The organism is Actinomadura flavalba DSM 45200 (assembly GCF_000374305.1).
In the GTDB taxonomy this organism is placed as follows: domain Bacteria; phylum Actinomycetota; class Actinomycetes; order Streptosporangiales; family Streptosporangiaceae; genus Spirillospora; species Spirillospora flavalba.
In genome coordinates this window covers 659,423-674,706 of the sequence record NZ_KB894094.1, presented here as the reverse complement: position 1 = coordinate 674,706, position 15,284 = coordinate 659,423, and the positions used below count along the sequence as shown (strand labels likewise).

The window sequence follows — 15,284 nt, the reverse complement described above, 5'->3', positions numbered from 1 at the left end:
GCGGGGGCCAGGGTGCGGTCAGCTTGTGTCGACGGAGTTTTGTTGGCCTGGGTAGCCCGGCTTTTCGCCGGGGAGGGCTACGTGTTCGCCGTCCAGGGTGTCGTTCGGGGTGGGTGGGGTTTCCGGGGGCGGGGGTGCTTGTTCTACGTCGGTGTCGCCGGGGTCCTCGTCTACGGGGGCGCCCGCGTTGACGCCCTGGGGTTCGATGAGGTCTTCGTGTTCGCGTTTGTCGGTCATGGGTGGGCTCTACCCGTCTGCCGGGCGGGTAACGTGCGTCAGCTCGTTTCCAGAGAGCGTTGCTGGCCCGGGTGGCCGGGGAGCTGGCCGGGGAGGCCGACCTGCTCGTCGTAGAGTTCGCCGGCCGAGATGGCGCGGTCGGGCGGCGGCGGGGTGGGGGCGTGGGGGGCCGGGGTGGCGAGAGGGGTTCCGATCGGGCCGCCGGCGTTGATGCCCTGTGATTCGATCAAGCCTTGGTCGGACTCGGGTTCCAGGTGCAGCATGCACGTCGGGATACCCCGTCCTAGGCAAGAAATCATGTTTTGCGAGGTTTAGGGTGTTCCGCCACGTCAGTGGGGGAGGTTGGAGTAAAGCACGAAGAAACCCGGACGACGAGGTCGGGGTTCGGAGGTCCGGACTCTCGACCCGCGACCCGGCCGGGCGGTGTACTGCGAGCAGCCCCACCGGAGGCGAAGGAGGCCGGGTGACGATCGAGCGGTTCAACGCGCTGCCGACGGCGGACGCACTCGCCGGGCTGCGGGCCTGCTGCGCATCGGAAGCCTGGGCGAAACGGGTCGAAGCGGAACGCCCCTACGCCGACCTGCCCGCGCTGCGCACCGCCTCCGACGCCGCGTTCACCGAGCTGACCTGGGGCGACGTCGCGCAAGCGCTGTCCGCCCACCCGCGCATCGGCGAACGCGCGGACGGCCCGGAACGCGAGGCGGCCTGGTCGCGCGGCGAGCAGTCCGGCATGGACGACGCGGCGGAGCAGACCCGCCGCGCCCTCCACGACGGCAACCGCGCCTACGAGGAGCGCTTCGGCCACGTCTACCTCATCTGCGCCACCGGCCTGACGCCGGACGCGATGCTCGACGCGCTCCACGAACGCCTGACCCACGACGACGCGCGCGAACGCGACGTCGTCCGCGCGGAACTCGCCAAGATCGCCGCGCTGCGGCTGGCCAAGCTCACGGGGGAGACGCCATGACGCTGTCCACGCACGTCCTCGACGCGGCGCGCGGCGCGCCCGCGCCCGACCTGGCGGTCCGGCTGGAACGCCGCGACGACGTCGGGCTGTGGACGCTGCTCGCCGAGGCGAAGACCGACGCGGACGGACGCATCCGCGCCTGGCCCGGCGGCGACCCCGGCCCCGGCGTGCACCGGCTGGTGTTCGACACCGCCGCCCTGTCGGACTTCTTCCCCGAGGTCACGGTCGCCTTCACGATCAAGGACCCCGAACAGCACCTGCACGTGCCGCTGCTGCTCAGCCCGTTCGCCTACTCGACCTACCGAGGGAGCTAGATTGACCGTCCTGCTCGGTCCCAACCGGTACGGGAAGGCGGAGACGCGCGTCGTCCGCGTCACCCGCGACGGCGACGTGCACCGCCTCAAGGACTGCAACGTCTCGGTGTCGCTGTCGGGGGAGATGGAGGACGTCCACCTCACCGGGGACAACGCGGCGGTCCTCCCCACCGACTCGCAGAAGAACACGGTCTTCGCGTTCGCCCGCGAACACGGCATCGGGGAGATCGAGGACTTCGCGCTGCTGCTGGCGCGGCACTTCACCGACTCCCAGCCGACGATCCAGCACGCCCGCGTGGAGGTCGAGGAGTACGCGTGGGAGCGGCTGGCGGGCCACTCGTTCGTCCGGGCGGGTACCGAGGTGCGCACGGCGGTCGTGCACAGCGCGGGGACGGGCGGCGCGGAGAGCGTCGTGTCCGGCCTGCGCGACCTCGTCGTGCTCAACTCGACCGACAGCGAGTTCCACGGCTACATCCAGGACGAGTACACGACGCTGCCGCCGACCAACGACCGCATCCTGGCCACCGAGGTCACGGCCCGCTGGCGGCACCGCGGCACCGGCGCCGACTTCGCCGCGTCGTTCGCGTCCGCGCGCGCCTGCCTGCTGGAGGCGTTCGCGGGCACCTACAGCCTGTCGCTCCAGCAGACGCTGTACGCGATGGGACGCCGCGTCCTGGAGACCCGCCCGGAGCTGTGCGAGGTGCGGCTGGCGATGCCGAACAAGCACCACTTCGACGTCGACCTCACCCCGTTCGGGCTGGACAATCCCGGTCTGGTGTTCCACGCCGCCGACCGCCCGTACGGGCTCATCGAGGGCACCGTGCTGACCGGCGACGCGCCGCCCGCGTCCGCCGCCTGGGAATAGGAGGGGCATGGAGTTCCTGCGCCCGACGACCTGGGCCGACGCGCTGGACGCCCGCGCCGGCCACCCCGACGCGCTGCCGATCCAGGGCGGCACGGACGTCATGGTCGAGCTGAACTTCGACGTCCGCCGCCCGGCCGCGCTGCTCGACCTCGGCCGCGTCGCCGGGCTGACCCGGTGGGAGGAGTCCGACGGCCGTCTCCGGGTCGGCGCGGGCGTCCCCTATGCCCGGCTCATCACCGAGCTGGGCGACCGGCTGCCGGGCCTGGCGCAGGCGTCCCGGACGGTCGGCTCGCCGCAGATCCGCAACCGGGGCACGGTCGGCGGCAACCTCGGCGCGGCCTCGCCCGCCGGGGACGCGCACCCGCCGCTGCTCGCGGGCGGCGCGGAGATCGAGGTGGAGTCGGCGGCGCGCGGCGTCCGGATGATCCCGGCCGCCGAGTTCTACACCGGCGTGAAGCGCAGCGCGCTGGAGCCGGACGAGCTGATCCGGGCGTTCTGGACGGACCCGGCGCCCGGCCCGCAGTACTTCTCCAAGATCGGCACCCGGAACGCGATGGTCATCGCCGTCTGCTCGTTCGCCCTCGCGCTCGACCCCGGCAACGCCCGCGTCGGCACCGGCATCGGGTCGGCCGGGCCGACGCCGCTGCGCGCGGACGAGGCCGAGGACTACCTGGCCGCCGAACTCGACTGGGCCGGGCGCGGCCCGCTGCCGGACGCCGTCGCGCGCCGCTTCGGCGAGCTGGTCGCCGGGGCCGCCCGTCCCATCGACGACGTGCGCGGCACCGCCGCCTACCGGCGGCACGCGGTCGCCGTCCTGGCGCGCCGCACCCTGACCTGGGCGTGGAACGACTACACCGGCGCGGCCGGAAGGAGGGCGTCCTGATGCGCGTGAACCTCACCGTGAACGGGTCACCCGCGACCGTGGACGACGTGTGGGAGGGCGAGAGCCTGCTGTACGTCCTGCGCGAGCGGATGGGGCTGCCCGGCTCCAAGAACGCCTGCGAGCAGGGCGAGTGCGGGTCGTGCACGGTCTACCTGGACGGCGTTCCGGCGTGCGCGTGCCTGGTCGCGGCCGGGCAGGCCGAGGGCCGCGAGGTCCGCACCGTCGAGGGGCTGGCCGAGGGCGACCGGCTGGACGCCGTGCAGGAGGCGTTCGTGGAGGCCGGGGCCGTGCAGTGCGGCTTCTGCACGCCGGGCCTGGTCGTGCAGTCGCACGACCTGATCGAACGCGTCCCCGACCCGAGCGACGCCGAGATCCGCGAGGCCCTGGCCGGGAACCTGTGCCGCTGCACCGGCTACGAGAAGATCATGGACGCCGTGCGGCTCGCGGCCCGCCGGAAGGCCACCCGATGATCACGCGGATCATCGAGCACGCGCATGTCGTGACCGTGTCCGGCGAGGAGTACCCGGACGGGCACATCGTCGTCGAGGGCGACCGCATCGCGGCCGTCGGCGCCGGGCCCGCCCCGGCCGTCGAGGGCGCGGAACGCATCGACGGCACCGGCCGCCTCGCCACGCCCGGCCTGGTCAACACCCACCACCACCTGTACCAGTGGGCCACGCAGGGCTTCGCGCCGGACGGGACGCTGTTCGAGTGGCTCGTCGCGTCCTATCCGACGTGGGCGAAGATGGACGCCGAGGTCGTCGCGGGCGCGGCGAGCGCGGCGCTGGCGTGGCTGGCGCTGTCGGGCTGCACCACCACGACCGACCACCACTACGTGTTCCCCTCCGGGCGCGGCGACCTGTTCGCCGCCGAGATCGAGGCCGCCGCCGAGGTCGGCGTCCGGTTCCACCCGTGCCGGGGCTCGATGGACCGGGGCGCGTCGCAGGGCGGCCTGCCGCCGGACGAGGTCGTGGAGGACCTGGACACGATCCTCGCCGCGACCGAGGCCGCGATCGACCGGTACCACGACGCTTCGTTCTCCTCGATGCTGCGCGTCGCCGTCGCGCCTTGCTCGCCGTTCTCGGTGTCGCGGGAGCTGATGACCGGGTCGGCGGCGCTGGCGCGCGCGAAGGGCGTCCGGCTGCACACCCACCTCGCCGAGACGCTGGACGAGGAGGAGCAGGTCGCCCGCGAGTTCGGCACGACCCCCGGGCAGTACATGGAGGAACTGGGCTGGCTCGGTGACGACGTGTGGTTCGCGCACGCCGTCCACCTGCACGACGCCGACATCGCGCGGTTCGCCGCGACCGGGACGGGCGTCGCGCACTGCCCCAGCTCCAACGCCCGGCTCGGCGCCGGGATCGCCCGGGTGAGCGACCTGCTGCGCGCGGGCGTGCCGGTCGGGCTCGGCGTGGACGGGGCGGCGTCGGCGGAGTTCGTCCCGCTCGCGGGGGAGGTCCGCCAGGCGATGTACATGCAGCGCGCCCGGTACGGCCCGGGCGCGCTGTCGGCGCGCGCGGCGCTGGAACTGGCCACGCTCGGCGGCGCCCGCTGCCTGGGCCGCGAGGCCGAGATCGGCTCCCTGGAGCCGGGCAAACTGGCCGACATCGCCCTGTGGCGCGTGGACGGCTTCTACGAGGCCGCCGCCGACCCCGTCCTGGCCTTCGCCTACGGTCGCACCCCGCCTCTGGACCGCCTGCTGGTCGGCGGGCACGTCGTCGTCCGCGACGACGAGCTGGTCACGCTCCCGCAGGACGAGGCGGGCCGCCGGGGCGCGAACGCCCACCGGCGCCTGCTCAAGCTCGCGGAAGGGGTCGGCTGATGGCGGTTCCGGTGAAGAGTCCGGGCAGGGTCGCGGCGCCCGGCGGGGGCGGGGTGGGCGAGAGCCCGCTGCGGCCCGACGGGGCGCTGAAGGTGGCGGGGGAGTTCGCCTACGCGTCCGATCTGTGGATGGACGGGATGCTGTGGGGCTCCACGCTGCGGAGCCCGCACGCGCGGGCCCGGATCGTGGCTCTGAACATCGGCCCGGCGCTGGCGCTGCCCGGGGTGCGGGCCGTGCTGACCAGCGACGACGTGCCCGGCAAGAAGTACTTCGGCATCGACCACACCGAAGATCAGCCCGTGCTGGCGATCGGGGAGGTGCGGCACCAGGGGGAGCCGGTCGCGCTCGTCGCCGCTGACCATCCCGAGACGGCGCGGCGGGCCGTGGAGCTGATCGACGTCGAATGGGACGTGCTGGAGCCGATCACCGACGCGCGCGCCGTCGTGGCCGACCCGGGTCTGCACCGCGTGCAGCAGCGCGGCGGGATCGTCCGGTACCAGCCGGTCCGGGTGGGTTCGGTGGAGCGCGGACGGGAGGAGGCCGAGGTCGTCGTCACCGGCGACTACGAGGTCGGCATCCAGGACCAGGCGTTCCTGGGCCCCGAGGCCGGGCTCGCCGTCCCCGCCGAGGACGGCGGCCTCGACCTGTACGTCGCGACCCAGTGGATTCACAACGACCTCAAGCAGATCGCGCCGTGCCTCGGGCTGCGCGACGACCAGGTCCACATGACGATGGCCGGGGTCGGCGGCGCGTTCGGCGGGCGCGAGGACCTGTCGATGCAGATCCACGCCGGGATGCTCGCCCTGCACACCGGACGCCCGGTGAAGATGTCGTACAACCGGTACGAGTCGTTCTTCGGGCACGTCCACCGGCATCCCGCCCTGATGCGGTACGAGTACGGCGCCAAGCGGGACGGGACGCTCGTCTACGCCGACGTCGAGATCATCCTGGACGGCGGCGCGTACACGTCGTCCACGATGAACGTCGTCGGCAACGCGGCGTCGCTCGGCGTCGGCCCGTACGAGATTCCGCACATCAAGATCGACGCGTACGGCGTCTACACCAACAACCCGCCGTGCGGCGCGATGCGAGGGTTCGGCGCGGTCCAGGCGTGCTTCGCGTACGAGTCGATGATGGACCGGCTCGCGGAGGCGTGCGGGATCGGTCCCGTCGAGGTGCGGCACCGCAACGCCGTCGCGCAGGGGTCGGTGCTGGCCAACGGGCAGGTGATCGACTCCCCGGCGCCGCTCGCGGAGATGCTGGAGCGGCTGGAGGCGATGCCGCTGCCGGGCGTCGCTGACCTCACGGACCTGCGCAACCTGCCCGGCGGCGCGTCCCAGACGACGCACGGCGAGGGCGTCGTGCGCGGCATCGGCTACGGGGTCGGGCTCAAGAACATCTGCTTCTCCGAGGGTTTCGACGACCTGTCCACGGCGCGCGTCCGGCTGGAGGTCATCGGCGGCGAGCCGACCGCGCTCGTGCACACGGCCGCCGCCGAGGTCGGGCAGGGGCTCGTGACGCTCAAGGCGCAGATCGCGCGGACGGAACTGGGCATCGAACGCGTCGTCATCGCCCCGGCCGACAACCGGGTGGGCGACGCCGGGTCGTCCAGCGCGTCGCGGCAGTCGTACATGACGGGCGGCGCGGTGAAGACGGCGTGCGAGGCCGTCCGGGCGCGCGTCCTGGACCTGGCCGGGGCGCGGTTCGGGCTGGACGACCTGACGCTGCTCGGCGGTTCCGTGGTGTCCCGCGCGCAGGGCGCCGTCGCGACGCTCGCGGAGGTGCTCGGGGACGCCGTCGTCGAGGAGACCCGCGAGTACCACCACCGGCCCACGCAGCCGATGGACCCGGCGACCGGCCAGGGGAACAGCCACACGCAGCTCGCGCTGTGCGTGCACCGGGCCGTGGTGGACGTGGACGTGGACCTCGGGCTCGTCAAGGTGGTCGAGCTGGCCGCCGTCCAGGACGTCGGGAAGATCCTCAACCGGCTGTCGCTGGAGGGCCAGATCCACGGCGGCAGCGCGCAGGGACTCGGGCTCGCGGTCATGGAGGAGATCGTCGTGCAGGACGGGCTGGTGCGGAATCCGTCGTTCACCGACTACCTCATCCCCACCATTCTCGACATGCCGCCGATGCGGCTGGACATCCTGGAGAATCCCGACCCGAACGCCCCCTACGGCCTGCGCGGCGCGGGGGAGCCGCCGACGCTCTCGTCCACGCCCGCGATCGTGGCGGCCGTCCGTGACGCGACCGGGAAGGCGCTCACGCGGGTGCCGGTCCGGCCGGAGCACATCGTCGCGTGATGGGGGGACCTTCCGTGCGTTTCGCCGTCAACGGCTCGATCCTGTTCACCGAGCTGCCGCTGCTCGACCGGCCCGCCGCCATCGCCGCCTCCGGGTTCGACGCCGTCGAGTTCTGGTGGCCGTGGGCGTCGCCGGTGCCCGATCCCGCCGAGGTGGACGAGTTCTGCGCGGCGCTGGCGTCGGCCGGGGTGCGGCTCGTGGCGCTGAACGGGTACGCGGGGGACATGGCGGCGGGGGAGCGGGGCGTGCTGTCCGATCCGGCGCGGATCGCGGAGTTCCGGGCGTCGGTGCCGGTGCTGGCGTCAGTCGCGGAGCGGACCGGGGCGGCGCGGTTCAACCTGCTGTACGGGACCGGGGGCTCGGACGCGGTCGCGGACGCCAACCTGGCCTACGCGGCGTCGGTGCTGCCGGGGACGGTGCTGCTGGAGCCCTTGTCGCAGGTGCCGGGGTATCCGCTGCGGACGGCCGCAGATGTCGTGGCCGTCCTGGATCGGGTGGATCTGCCGGACGCGGCGCTGCTGTTCGATACGTACCACTTGACCGAGAACGGGGACGACCTGCTCAAGGTCGTGGCCGAGTACGGCGGTCGTGTCGGGCATGTGCAGGTGGCGGACTCGCCCGGCCGGGGGCGCCCCGGGACGGGCTCGATCGACTTCCCGTCCGTGTTCGCCGCGCTGGCGGACGCCGGGTACGACGGCCCGGTCTCGCTGGAGTACCTGCCGGGCGGGCCGTCCGCCGACGCGTTCGGGTGGCTCGCGCGATGAGCGGGCACGTGCTCGTCGCGCCGGACAAGTTCAAGGGCTCGCTCACCGCAGCCGAGGCCGCCGAGGCCATCGCCGCCGGGCTCCGCGACGCCGACCCGGGGCTGCCCGTCGTCCTGCTTCCCGTCGCGGACGGCGGCGACGGGACGGTCGACGCGGCCGTCGCGGCGGGGTTCGCGCGGCGGCACGCGACCGTGACGGGCCCGGCCGGGACGCCGGTGCGCGCGTCGTACGCGGTCTCGGGGACGACGGCGGTGGTCGAGCTGGCGGAGGCGTCCGGGCTCAAGCGGCTCGCGCCGGGCGAGTTCCACCCGCTGACGGCGTCCAGCCTCGGCACGGGCGAACTCGTCGCCGCCGCCCTGCGCGGCGGGGCGACGCGCATCGTCCTCGGCCTCGGCGGCAGCGCCTGCACCGACGGCGGCACGGGCTTCCTCACCGCTCTCGGAGCCCGCTTCCTGGACGCGACCGGCACCCCGCTCCCGCCCGGCGGCGGGGCCCTCCGCGACCTCGCCGCCATCGAACCCGGCCCGGTGCCCGATGCGCAGATCATCGTCGCGAGCGACGTGGACAACCCCCTCCTCGGCCCCCACGGCGCAGCAACGACCTTCGCCCCCCAGAAGGGCGCCTCCCCGCAAGACGTCCACGCTCTGGAAGCGAGCCTCACCAACCTGACCCGCCTCACCCACCCCGCCCTCGGCTCCGGCGCGGAGGGCTCCGCCGACCATCCCGGGGCGGGTGCGGCCGGTGGTGTCGGCTTTGCCGCTCTTGCCTATCTGGGTGCGGAGTTGCGGCCCGGTATCGCCTATCTGCTCGATCTGCTCGGGTTCGCCGCGAAGGTCGACGGGGCGCGGCTCGTCATCACCGGTGAGGGCTCGCTCGATCCTCAGACGCTTCGGGGTAAAGCGCCGGTCGGTGTGGCGCGGGCGGCGGCCGCTGCGGGCGTTCCGGTGATCGCCCTCGCGGGCCGCCGCGCGCTCGGCCGCGACGAGGCGCGCGCGGCGGGCTTCCGTGCCGTCCACGCCCTGACCGACCTCGGCGCCGACCCGGCTCGCCTGATGCCCGAGGCCGCCACCCTCCTGCGCCGCCTCGCCGCCGACGCCGTCCGCGACATGCCGGACTTCAGATGACAACGGACACGACGTTCGGGGGGTGCGGTGAAGGCTGAGTTGGTGGTGCGGTCGCGGCGGGTGGTCTTGCCCGGGGAGGAGCGGGCCGCTGCGGTCGTGGTGCGAGACGGGACGATCCTCGCGGTCGTCGCGTATGACGCCGACGTGGACTGCGTGGACGACGTCGATCTCGGTGACGTCGCGCTGCTGCCGGGGATCGTGGACACCCACGTTCACATCAACGAGCCCGGCCGGACCGAGTGGGAGGGGTTCGCGACGGCGACGCGGGCGGCGGCGGCCGGGGGCGTCACCACGCTGATCGACATGCCGTTGAACTCGCTGCCGCCGACGACCGATGCCGCCGCCCTCGCCGTCAAGCGCGACGCCGCGCGCGGCGCCGTGTTCGTGGACGTCGGGTTCTGGGGCGGCGCCGTCCCCGGCAACGTGGCCGACCTGCGCCCCCTGCACGACGACGGCGTGTTCGGCTTCAAGTGCTTCGCATCGGATTCGGGCGTCCCGGAGTTCCCCCCGCTGGACGAACCGGGCATGCAGGCCGCTTTCGCCGAGATCGCCGCCGTGGACGGCCTCGTGATCGTCCACGCCGAGGACCCGGCCGTCCTCACCGACCCCACCGGCGGCGACTACGCGGCCTTCCTGGCGTCACGCCCGCCGAGCGCCGAGCGGCGCGCCGTCGAACGCGTCATCGCGCTCGCCGAACAGACCGGCGTCCGCGCCCACGTCCTGCACCTGTCGGCCGCCGACTGCCTCGCGCCGCTCGCGGACGCGCGGGCGCGCGGCGTCCGCGTCACCGCCGAGACGTGCCCGCACTACCTGACGCTGACCGCCGACGACGTCCCCGGCCCGGCGGGCACGGCGTTCAAGTGCTGCCCGCCGATCCGCGACGGCGCCAACCGCGACGCGCTCTGGCGCGGCCTGGCGGGCGGCGTGATCTCCTGCGTCGTCACCGACCACTCGCCGTCCACGCCCGAACTCAAGCGCGGCGACTTCGCGACGGCCTGGGGCGGCGTCGCGTCGCTGCAACTCGGGCTGTCCGCCGTCTGGACCGAGGCCCGCGCGCGCGGCCACGCCCTCACCGACGTCACCGCGTGGATGGCCGCGAACACCGCCGACCTCGCGGGCCTGACCGGACGCAAGGGACGCATCGCCCCCGGCCACGACGCCGACCTCGTCGCCTTCGACCCCGACGCGGCGTTCACCGTCGACCCCGGCGCCCTGCACCACCGCCACCCCATCACCCCCTACGCGGCCCGGACCCTCACCGGCCGCGCCACCCGCACCTGGCTGCGCGGCACGCCGATCGGCGCGCGACCCCACGGCACGCTGCTGTGCCGGTGAACGAGAGAGGCGACGCGATGGGTGCCTTCCACGACATGCCCGACCTGGCGGGACGAGTCCTCGGCGGCTCGGTCCTCGCCGCCAGCGACGAGTCGTTCGAGGCCAAGGAGAACCTCCTCAACCCGTGGGTTCCGACGTTCCGCGAGGGGACGTTCGGCCCGAAAGGCCAGGAGTACGACGGATGGGAGACGGCCCGGCGGCGCCCCGACGAGCACGGCGACCTCGGCCACGACTGGGCGCTCGTCCGGCTCGGCCTCGCCGGGGTGATCCGGGGCGTCGTCATCGACACCGCCTGGTTCAAGGGGAACTATCCGCCGCACGCGTCCGTCGAGGCGTGCGCCGTGGACGGCTACCCGTCCGTGGCCGAGCTGGCCGCCGCCGACTGGACGGAGATCGTCCCGCGCAGCCCGCTCGACGGCGACGCCGCGCACGCGTTCCCCGTCGACCTCGAACGGCGGTTCACGCACGTGCGGCTGAACATGTTCCCCGACGGCGGCATCGCCCGGCTGCGCGTGCACGGCGACGTCGTTCCGGACCCGGCTCTGCTCGCCGGCCTCACCGTCGACCTGGCCGCGCTGGAGAACGGGGCGCGGGTCGTCCGCTGCTCGAACATGTTCTACTCGTCGCCGGACAACATGCTCTTTCCCGGCTCGGCCCGCAACCAGGCCGAGGGCTGGGAGACGGCCCGCCGCCGCGACCTGACCGGCCACGACTGGGCCGAGATCCGGCTGGCCGCGCCCGGCATCGTCCGCGTCGCCGAGATCGACACCACGCACCTGAAGTTCAACGCGCCCGCCGCCGTGACCCTGTGGGGCCTGGACGGACGCGCCGCAGACACCGGCGACCCCGCCGCTTGGCGCCCGCTGCTCCCGCGCACCCGCGTACAGCCCGACACCCGGCACCGCTTCCGCGTCCCCGGCGCCGACGAGATCACCCACGCCCGCCTCGACCTGCACCCGGACGGCGGCATGGCCCGGCTGCGCCTGCTGGGCGACCTCACCCCGGCCGGTCTGACGGCCCTCACGGACCGGTTCCAGCGCCTGCGCGATCCGCAGCGCGACGACGGCCGACCCCTTCTCGCCGATCGTCGGCCGACCGCGCCTCCCACCGCGCGGCGTCCGTGAAACGCGGCATGGGGCCATCGTCGTTCCGCGGGCGCGGGCGGGGCGGCGGGACGACCGCCGCCCCGCGCGACCTCACGCCTCTTCGGGCTCTTCCAGGAGGTCGTCGAACTCGCCGTCCTTGACCCCGGCGACGAACGCGTCCCACTCGGCCTCGGTGAAGTAGAGGATCGGCCCGTCCTCGTTGTTCGCGTCCCGCATCACGACGGCCCGCTCCCCGAAGTCCTTGTGGTTCACCGGGACATCCTTGGCGTCCACGAACTCGATGATCACACCGTCACTGATGAAGGGCTCCGGCTGGCTCACTGCCCCACCTTGTCTCTGGTCGATTCAGGGTCGCACCAAGAGTAGTGGGGCACCGACACCCGCGCGGGGTGTTGCCAGGTCCACCCCGGCGCCGGTGTCCAGGCACCTGCCGTGGCGCGGCGCGGATTCATAGCGTCGAGGCATGAAGATCAGCAGAGGGGTTCTCCTTTTCGCGGCCGTCGTCGTGATCGGCGGTCTTTCGCCCGTTGCCGCGAAGGGCGCCGAACCCGGATTCGGGGCATTTCTCGACGAGGCCGTGCCCGCGCAGCTCGCGGAGCTGAAAGTGCCGGGGGCGGCCGTGGTCGTCGTGCGGGGCGGGCGGCAGGTGTTCGCCAAGGGGTACGGGTACGCCGACGCCGCGCGGCGGACGCCCGTCGACCCGGACCGCACCGGGTTCCAGGGCGGGTCGATCGCCAAGGCGTTCACGGCGACGGCCGTGCTGCGGCTCGTCGAGCGGGGGCGGGTCGACCTGGACGCCGACGCGAACCGGTACCTGAAGGACGTGCGGATTCCCGACACGTACCCGGGGCGGCCGGTGACCGTCCGGCACCTGCTCACTCACGCGGCGGGGTTCGACCCGCGCGTCATCGGTGAGGCGGCGGCCGGGCCGGGCGGCCTGACGTCGCTGCGCGAGCACCTGCGCGCGTCGGCGCCCGCGCGGATTCGCCCGCCCGGTGCGGTGTCCTACGACAATCACGCGTTCGCGTACGCGGGGCTGCTCGTCGAGGACGTGTCCGGGCGGCCGTTCGACCGGTTCGTCCGGGACGAGATCACCGGGCCGCTCGGGATGGCGCGGACGTCGCAGACGCAGCCGCGTCCGGCCGCGCTCGAACGGTCCCTCGCGACCGGCCACCGTCCGGACGGGGCGGGGCAGACGCCGGTGCGCGGGCGGTACGTCCGCAGTGCCCCGACGGGTGGGGTCGTCACGACCGCGACCGACATGGGCCGGTTTCTGAACGCGCATCTCGGCCACGGACCCCGCGTCCTCACCGACGCCACCCGCCGCACGATGCAGGCCCGCCACGCCGGGGCGCCGGGGCTGCCGGGCGTCGGCCTCATGTGGGAACGCCGCGAACGCGCCGGCCGCCTCGCCGTCGGCAAGGACGGCGACACCCTCGGCTTCCACGCGGGCATGGCGCTGCTGCCCGCCACGGACACCGGCGTCTTCGTCGTCTACAACGGCGACGGCACCACCGGCACCGGCGCCACGGCGGCCCGCACCCTCCTGGATCGCTTCACCGACCGCTTCGGCGGCCCCGCCCGCCAGTCCGCCGCAGCGGTCCCGGCGCGCTCGCTCGACCGCTACACCGGCACCTACCGGACGCTGCGCACGACCCGCAACGACCTGACCCGCGTCCAGGCCCTGACGGGCGCCGTCACGGTCAGCGCGGAGAACGGCGGCCTCGTCACGCGAGGCCACCTCTCACCCGACCCCGACCGCACGGAACAGCACTGGACGCCCGTGGGTGACGGCCTCTTCCAGGAGCGCGGCGGGCCTGACCGCCTGAGCCTCACGTCCGGCCGTCTGGCCACGTCCGCCGACCCGACGTCCACCTACGAACGCCTGCCCTGGTACGCGACCCCGCCCCCGGCCCAGCTCACCCTGGCCGCCGCCGTCCTCATCCTGCTCCCGACGACCGTCCTGCTGCCCCTGATGTCCCTCCGCCGCCGAGCACGCGGCTCCCGTCTGGCGACCGCGCTCGCCTGGACGACGAGCCTCCTCGTCGCGGGCTTCCTGGCGGCCACGGCGGCCCTGATGTCCGACCCCAACCGCACCAACGAAATCCTCTACCTGGGCGACGACCCGCTGCTCACGACCCTGACCGTCCTCCCCCTCACGATCGCGGCGGCGTCCCTGGCCCTCCTGGCCACCACGGTCACCGCCTGGCTGCGCGGCTGGTGGACCCGCCCCACCCGCCTCCACCACACGGCAACAACCGTGGCCACCTGCGCCTTCACCGCAGTGGCCGCGTCCTACGGCCTCCTGGGCGCCTGACCATGAAGCACCCGCGTACCGTCATGAACCCGCACAAACGGCCCACCGGCACACAACGCGTCGGTCACCCGAACCGCCCGCGCCTCGGGCATCAACGCGACACTCTCGTCCAAGGTGAGCCAAGCGACATCAAGGGCCTCATCCGTCACCGAGACGACCCCGCCGATGGGCCGACACAGGAACGCGAGCGTCACCACGCCAAGCCGCATGTTCTTGTAGACCCCGGTCAACCGCCCGACCTCGACCTCGACCCCGGTCTCCTCCAGAACCTCCCGGGCGACACCGGCTTCGGGCGCCTCGTCCAGTTCGAGCACCCCACCGGGCGGCACCCACCGCCCGTCATCGGCCCGCCGGATGGCCAGCACCCGCCCATCGGCACGCCGCACCACCCCGGTAACGCTCACCGAATGCCGCGCGACGTCCCGCCTCACGACACCGTCCACTCGTACGACAGCTTCCACAACTGCCCCGGAAACACGTTGACCACCACTTCGACCGGCCGATCGGCACCGTCGAACGCGACCCGCACGACCTCCAGCACGCATCTCCGCGTATGGCGTCGTCCAGATCGCGGGGGCGTGATTAGCGGGGACGCCCGGGTCAGAGGTCGTCGGGGATGAGGCGTTGGGCGGCTGTTTCTAGGCGGGATTGGATTTCTTCTGTGGTGGTGTGGCCTCGGAGCATTTCGATCATTTCCATGATCCAGATGCTGCCGAGGGAGCGGACCAGGGTGCGGCGGGGGTCGTTCTGGGGGATCGGGGGTTCGGTGCCGGTGGCGGCGTGGAGCATGAGGTTCGTCAGGCGGTCGCCGAAGTTGGTTTTCACGTCCGAGAGGAGGAGGGAGCGGATCAGGGCTTCGGCCAGTTCCGGTTCGCGCATCAGGCCCCGGGTGGCGCGCATCAGGACGTCCACCGCTCGGGCGGGGGGCGTGTCGGTGCTCGGGGGGCGGCGTTCGATGCTGGTCTGGAGGAGGTCGAGTTCCTCGCTGACGACGGCGACGACCAGGTCCATCTTCGACGGGAAGTAGCGGTAGAGGGTGCCGAGGGCGACGCCCGCGCGTTCGGCGACCGTGCGCATCTGCATCGCCTCGACGCCGCCGCGCGAGGCCAGGGCGGCGGCGGCCTGGACGATGCGGCGGCGGCGCTGGTGCTGGCTGCGCGACCGGGCGCCGCCCGGCGCGGCCGGCTCGCCGGTGGTCACCGGTTCTGCTGTCACGGGAATCCCTCTCTCAGAGCGCACCCGCAAGC

Annotated in this window: 17 protein-coding genes; 12 read left to right on the top strand and 5 right to left on the bottom strand. The window is 73.6% G+C overall.

Going from position 1 to position 15,284, the window contains the following annotated elements; translation table 11 throughout:
• Nucleotides 1-18: 18 nt before the first annotated feature.
• Both C229_RS33550 and C229_RS0112670 read right to left on the bottom strand, forming a co-directional pair.
• Nucleotides 19-237 (bottom strand): hypothetical protein, encoded by a 219-nt coding sequence (locus tag C229_RS33550; RefSeq protein ID WP_081639846.1) that lies wholly within the window; start codon nucleotides 235-237, stop codon nucleotides 19-21.
• A 38-nt stretch (nucleotides 238-275) separates the two neighbouring features.
• A complete protein-coding gene (locus C229_RS0112670; protein WP_018655452.1) occupies nucleotides 276-500 on the bottom strand; it encodes a hypothetical protein in 225 nt (74 codons plus the stop codon).
• Between the two features lie 200 nt (nucleotides 501-700).
• Between C229_RS0112670 and uraD the strand changes: the two genes are divergently transcribed.
• The 11 genes from uraD to alc are packed head-to-tail and all read left to right on the top strand — an operon-like array spanning nucleotide 701 to nucleotide 11,738.
• Entirely contained in the window at nucleotides 701-1,204 is a 504-nt protein-coding gene (gene uraD, locus C229_RS0112665) for a 2-oxo-4-hydroxy-4-carboxy-5-ureidoimidazoline decarboxylase (RefSeq protein WP_018655451.1), read from the top strand.
• A complete protein-coding gene (gene uraH / locus C229_RS0112660) occupies nucleotides 1,201-1,518 on the top strand; it encodes a hydroxyisourate hydrolase (protein ID WP_018655450.1) in 318 nt (105 codons plus the stop codon). The genes uraD and uraH overlap by 4 nt, the downstream gene beginning before the upstream one ends.
• 1 nt (nucleotide 1,519) lies before the next feature.
• Complete coding sequence (pucL, locus tag C229_RS0112655) at nucleotides 1,520-2,383, top strand: factor-independent urate hydroxylase (RefSeq protein ID WP_018655449.1); 864 nt, start codon at nucleotides 1,520-1,522, stop codon at nucleotides 2,381-2,383.
• A gap of 7 nt (nucleotides 2,384-2,390) precedes the next feature.
• Nucleotides 2,391-3,266, top strand: a complete 876-nt coding sequence (locus C229_RS0112650; RefSeq protein WP_018655448.1) for an FAD binding domain-containing protein — start codon at nucleotides 2,391-2,393, stop codon at nucleotides 3,264-3,266.
• Nucleotides 3,266-3,736, top strand: coding sequence for a (2Fe-2S)-binding protein (locus C229_RS0112645; protein WP_018655447.1), 471 nt, complete (start codon nucleotides 3,266-3,268; stop codon nucleotides 3,734-3,736). The genes C229_RS0112650 and C229_RS0112645 overlap by 1 nt, the downstream gene beginning before the upstream one ends.
• Nucleotides 3,733-5,088: an 8-oxoguanine deaminase gene (locus tag C229_RS0112640; protein ID WP_018655446.1), complete on the top strand. Its 1,356-nt coding sequence runs from the start codon at nucleotides 3,733-3,735 to the stop codon at nucleotides 5,086-5,088. The genes C229_RS0112645 and C229_RS0112640 overlap by 4 nt, the downstream gene beginning before the upstream one ends.
• Nucleotides 5,088-7,391 carry a xanthine dehydrogenase family protein molybdopterin-binding subunit gene (locus C229_RS0112635; RefSeq protein WP_018655445.1) on the top strand — a complete coding sequence of 768 codons (2,304 nt, stop codon included), beginning with the start codon at nucleotides 5,088-5,090 and terminating at the stop codon, nucleotides 7,389-7,391. The genes C229_RS0112640 and C229_RS0112635 overlap by 1 nt, the downstream gene beginning before the upstream one ends.
• 14 nt (nucleotides 7,392-7,405) lie before the next feature.
• Nucleotides 7,406-8,155, top strand: coding sequence for a hydroxypyruvate isomerase family protein (locus C229_RS0112630; protein WP_018655444.1), 750 nt, complete (start codon nucleotides 7,406-7,408; stop codon nucleotides 8,153-8,155).
• Nucleotides 8,152-9,279 carry a glycerate kinase gene (locus C229_RS0112625; RefSeq protein WP_033424240.1) on the top strand — a complete coding sequence of 376 codons (1,128 nt, stop codon included), beginning with the start codon at nucleotides 8,152-8,154 and terminating at the stop codon, nucleotides 9,277-9,279. The genes C229_RS0112630 and C229_RS0112625 overlap by 4 nt, the downstream gene beginning before the upstream one ends.
• Before the next feature lie 39 nt (nucleotides 9,280-9,318).
• Nucleotides 9,319-10,614: an allantoinase AllB gene (allB, locus tag C229_RS0112620; protein WP_051108946.1), complete on the top strand. Its 1,296-nt coding sequence runs from the start codon at nucleotides 9,319-9,321 to the stop codon at nucleotides 10,612-10,614.
• Nucleotides 10,611-11,738 (top strand): allantoicase, encoded by a 1,128-nt coding sequence (gene alc, locus C229_RS0112615; RefSeq protein ID WP_240487217.1) that lies wholly within the window; start codon nucleotides 10,611-10,613, stop codon nucleotides 11,736-11,738. The genes allB and alc overlap by 4 nt, the downstream gene beginning before the upstream one ends.
• Before the next feature lie 72 nt (nucleotides 11,739-11,810).
• Here the strand turns inward: alc and C229_RS34925 are convergent, their stop codons facing one another.
• The gene (locus C229_RS34925) at nucleotides 11,811-12,041 is read right to left on the bottom strand and encodes a DUF397 domain-containing protein (protein WP_018655440.1); all 231 of its coding nucleotides are present in this window, start codon (nucleotides 12,039-12,041) and stop codon (nucleotides 11,811-11,813) included.
• 142 nt (nucleotides 12,042-12,183) lie between these two features.
• Between C229_RS34925 and C229_RS30325 the strand changes: the two genes are divergently transcribed.
• Complete coding sequence (locus C229_RS30325) at nucleotides 12,184-14,037, top strand: serine hydrolase domain-containing protein (RefSeq protein WP_081639845.1); 1,854 nt, start codon at nucleotides 12,184-12,186, stop codon at nucleotides 14,035-14,037.
• Here the strand turns inward: C229_RS30325 and C229_RS0112600 are convergent.
• Together C229_RS0112600 and C229_RS0112590 are read right to left on the bottom strand one after the other, a co-directional pair.
• The gene (locus C229_RS0112600; protein ID WP_018655438.1) at nucleotides 14,016-14,468 is read right to left on the bottom strand and encodes an NUDIX hydrolase; all 453 of its coding nucleotides are present in this window, start codon (nucleotides 14,466-14,468) and stop codon (nucleotides 14,016-14,018) included. The genes C229_RS30325 and C229_RS0112600 overlap by 22 nt on opposite strands.
• 169 nt (nucleotides 14,469-14,637) lie before the next feature.
• Nucleotides 14,638-15,252, bottom strand: a complete 615-nt coding sequence (locus C229_RS0112590) for a TetR family transcriptional regulator (RefSeq protein ID WP_155884773.1) — start codon at nucleotides 15,250-15,252, stop codon at nucleotides 14,638-14,640.
• Nucleotides 15,253-15,284 lie beyond the last annotated feature (32 nt).

What these genes read in the sequence shown, in the direction of transcription:
- C229_RS33550 (WP_081639846.1), bottom strand. Translation starts at nt 237, where the DNA reads ATGACCGACAAACGCGAACACGAAGACCTCATCGAACCCCAGGGCGTC.
- C229_RS0112670 (WP_018655452.1), bottom strand. Translation starts at nt 500, where the DNA reads ATGCTGCACCTGGAACCCGAGTCCGACCAAGGCTTGATCGAATCACAG.
- uraH (WP_018655450.1), top strand. Translation starts at nt 1,201, where the DNA reads ATGACGCTGTCCACGCACGTCCTCGACGCGGCGCGCGGCGCGCCCGCG.
- C229_RS0112650 (WP_018655448.1), top strand. Translation starts at nt 2,391, where the DNA reads ATGGAGTTCCTGCGCCCGACGACCTGGGCCGACGCGCTGGACGCCCGC.
- C229_RS0112645 (WP_018655447.1), top strand. Translation starts at nt 3,266, where the DNA reads ATGCGCGTGAACCTCACCGTGAACGGGTCACCCGCGACCGTGGACGAC.
- C229_RS0112640 (WP_018655446.1), top strand. Translation starts at nt 3,733, where the DNA reads ATGATCACGCGGATCATCGAGCACGCGCATGTCGTGACCGTGTCCGGC.
- C229_RS0112635 (WP_018655445.1), top strand. Translation starts at nt 5,088, where the DNA reads ATGGCGGTTCCGGTGAAGAGTCCGGGCAGGGTCGCGGCGCCCGGCGGG.
- C229_RS0112625 (WP_033424240.1), top strand. Translation starts at nt 8,152, where the DNA reads ATGAGCGGGCACGTGCTCGTCGCGCCGGACAAGTTCAAGGGCTCGCTC.
- C229_RS30325 (WP_081639845.1), top strand. Translation starts at nt 12,184, where the DNA reads ATGAAGATCAGCAGAGGGGTTCTCCTTTTCGCGGCCGTCGTCGTGATC.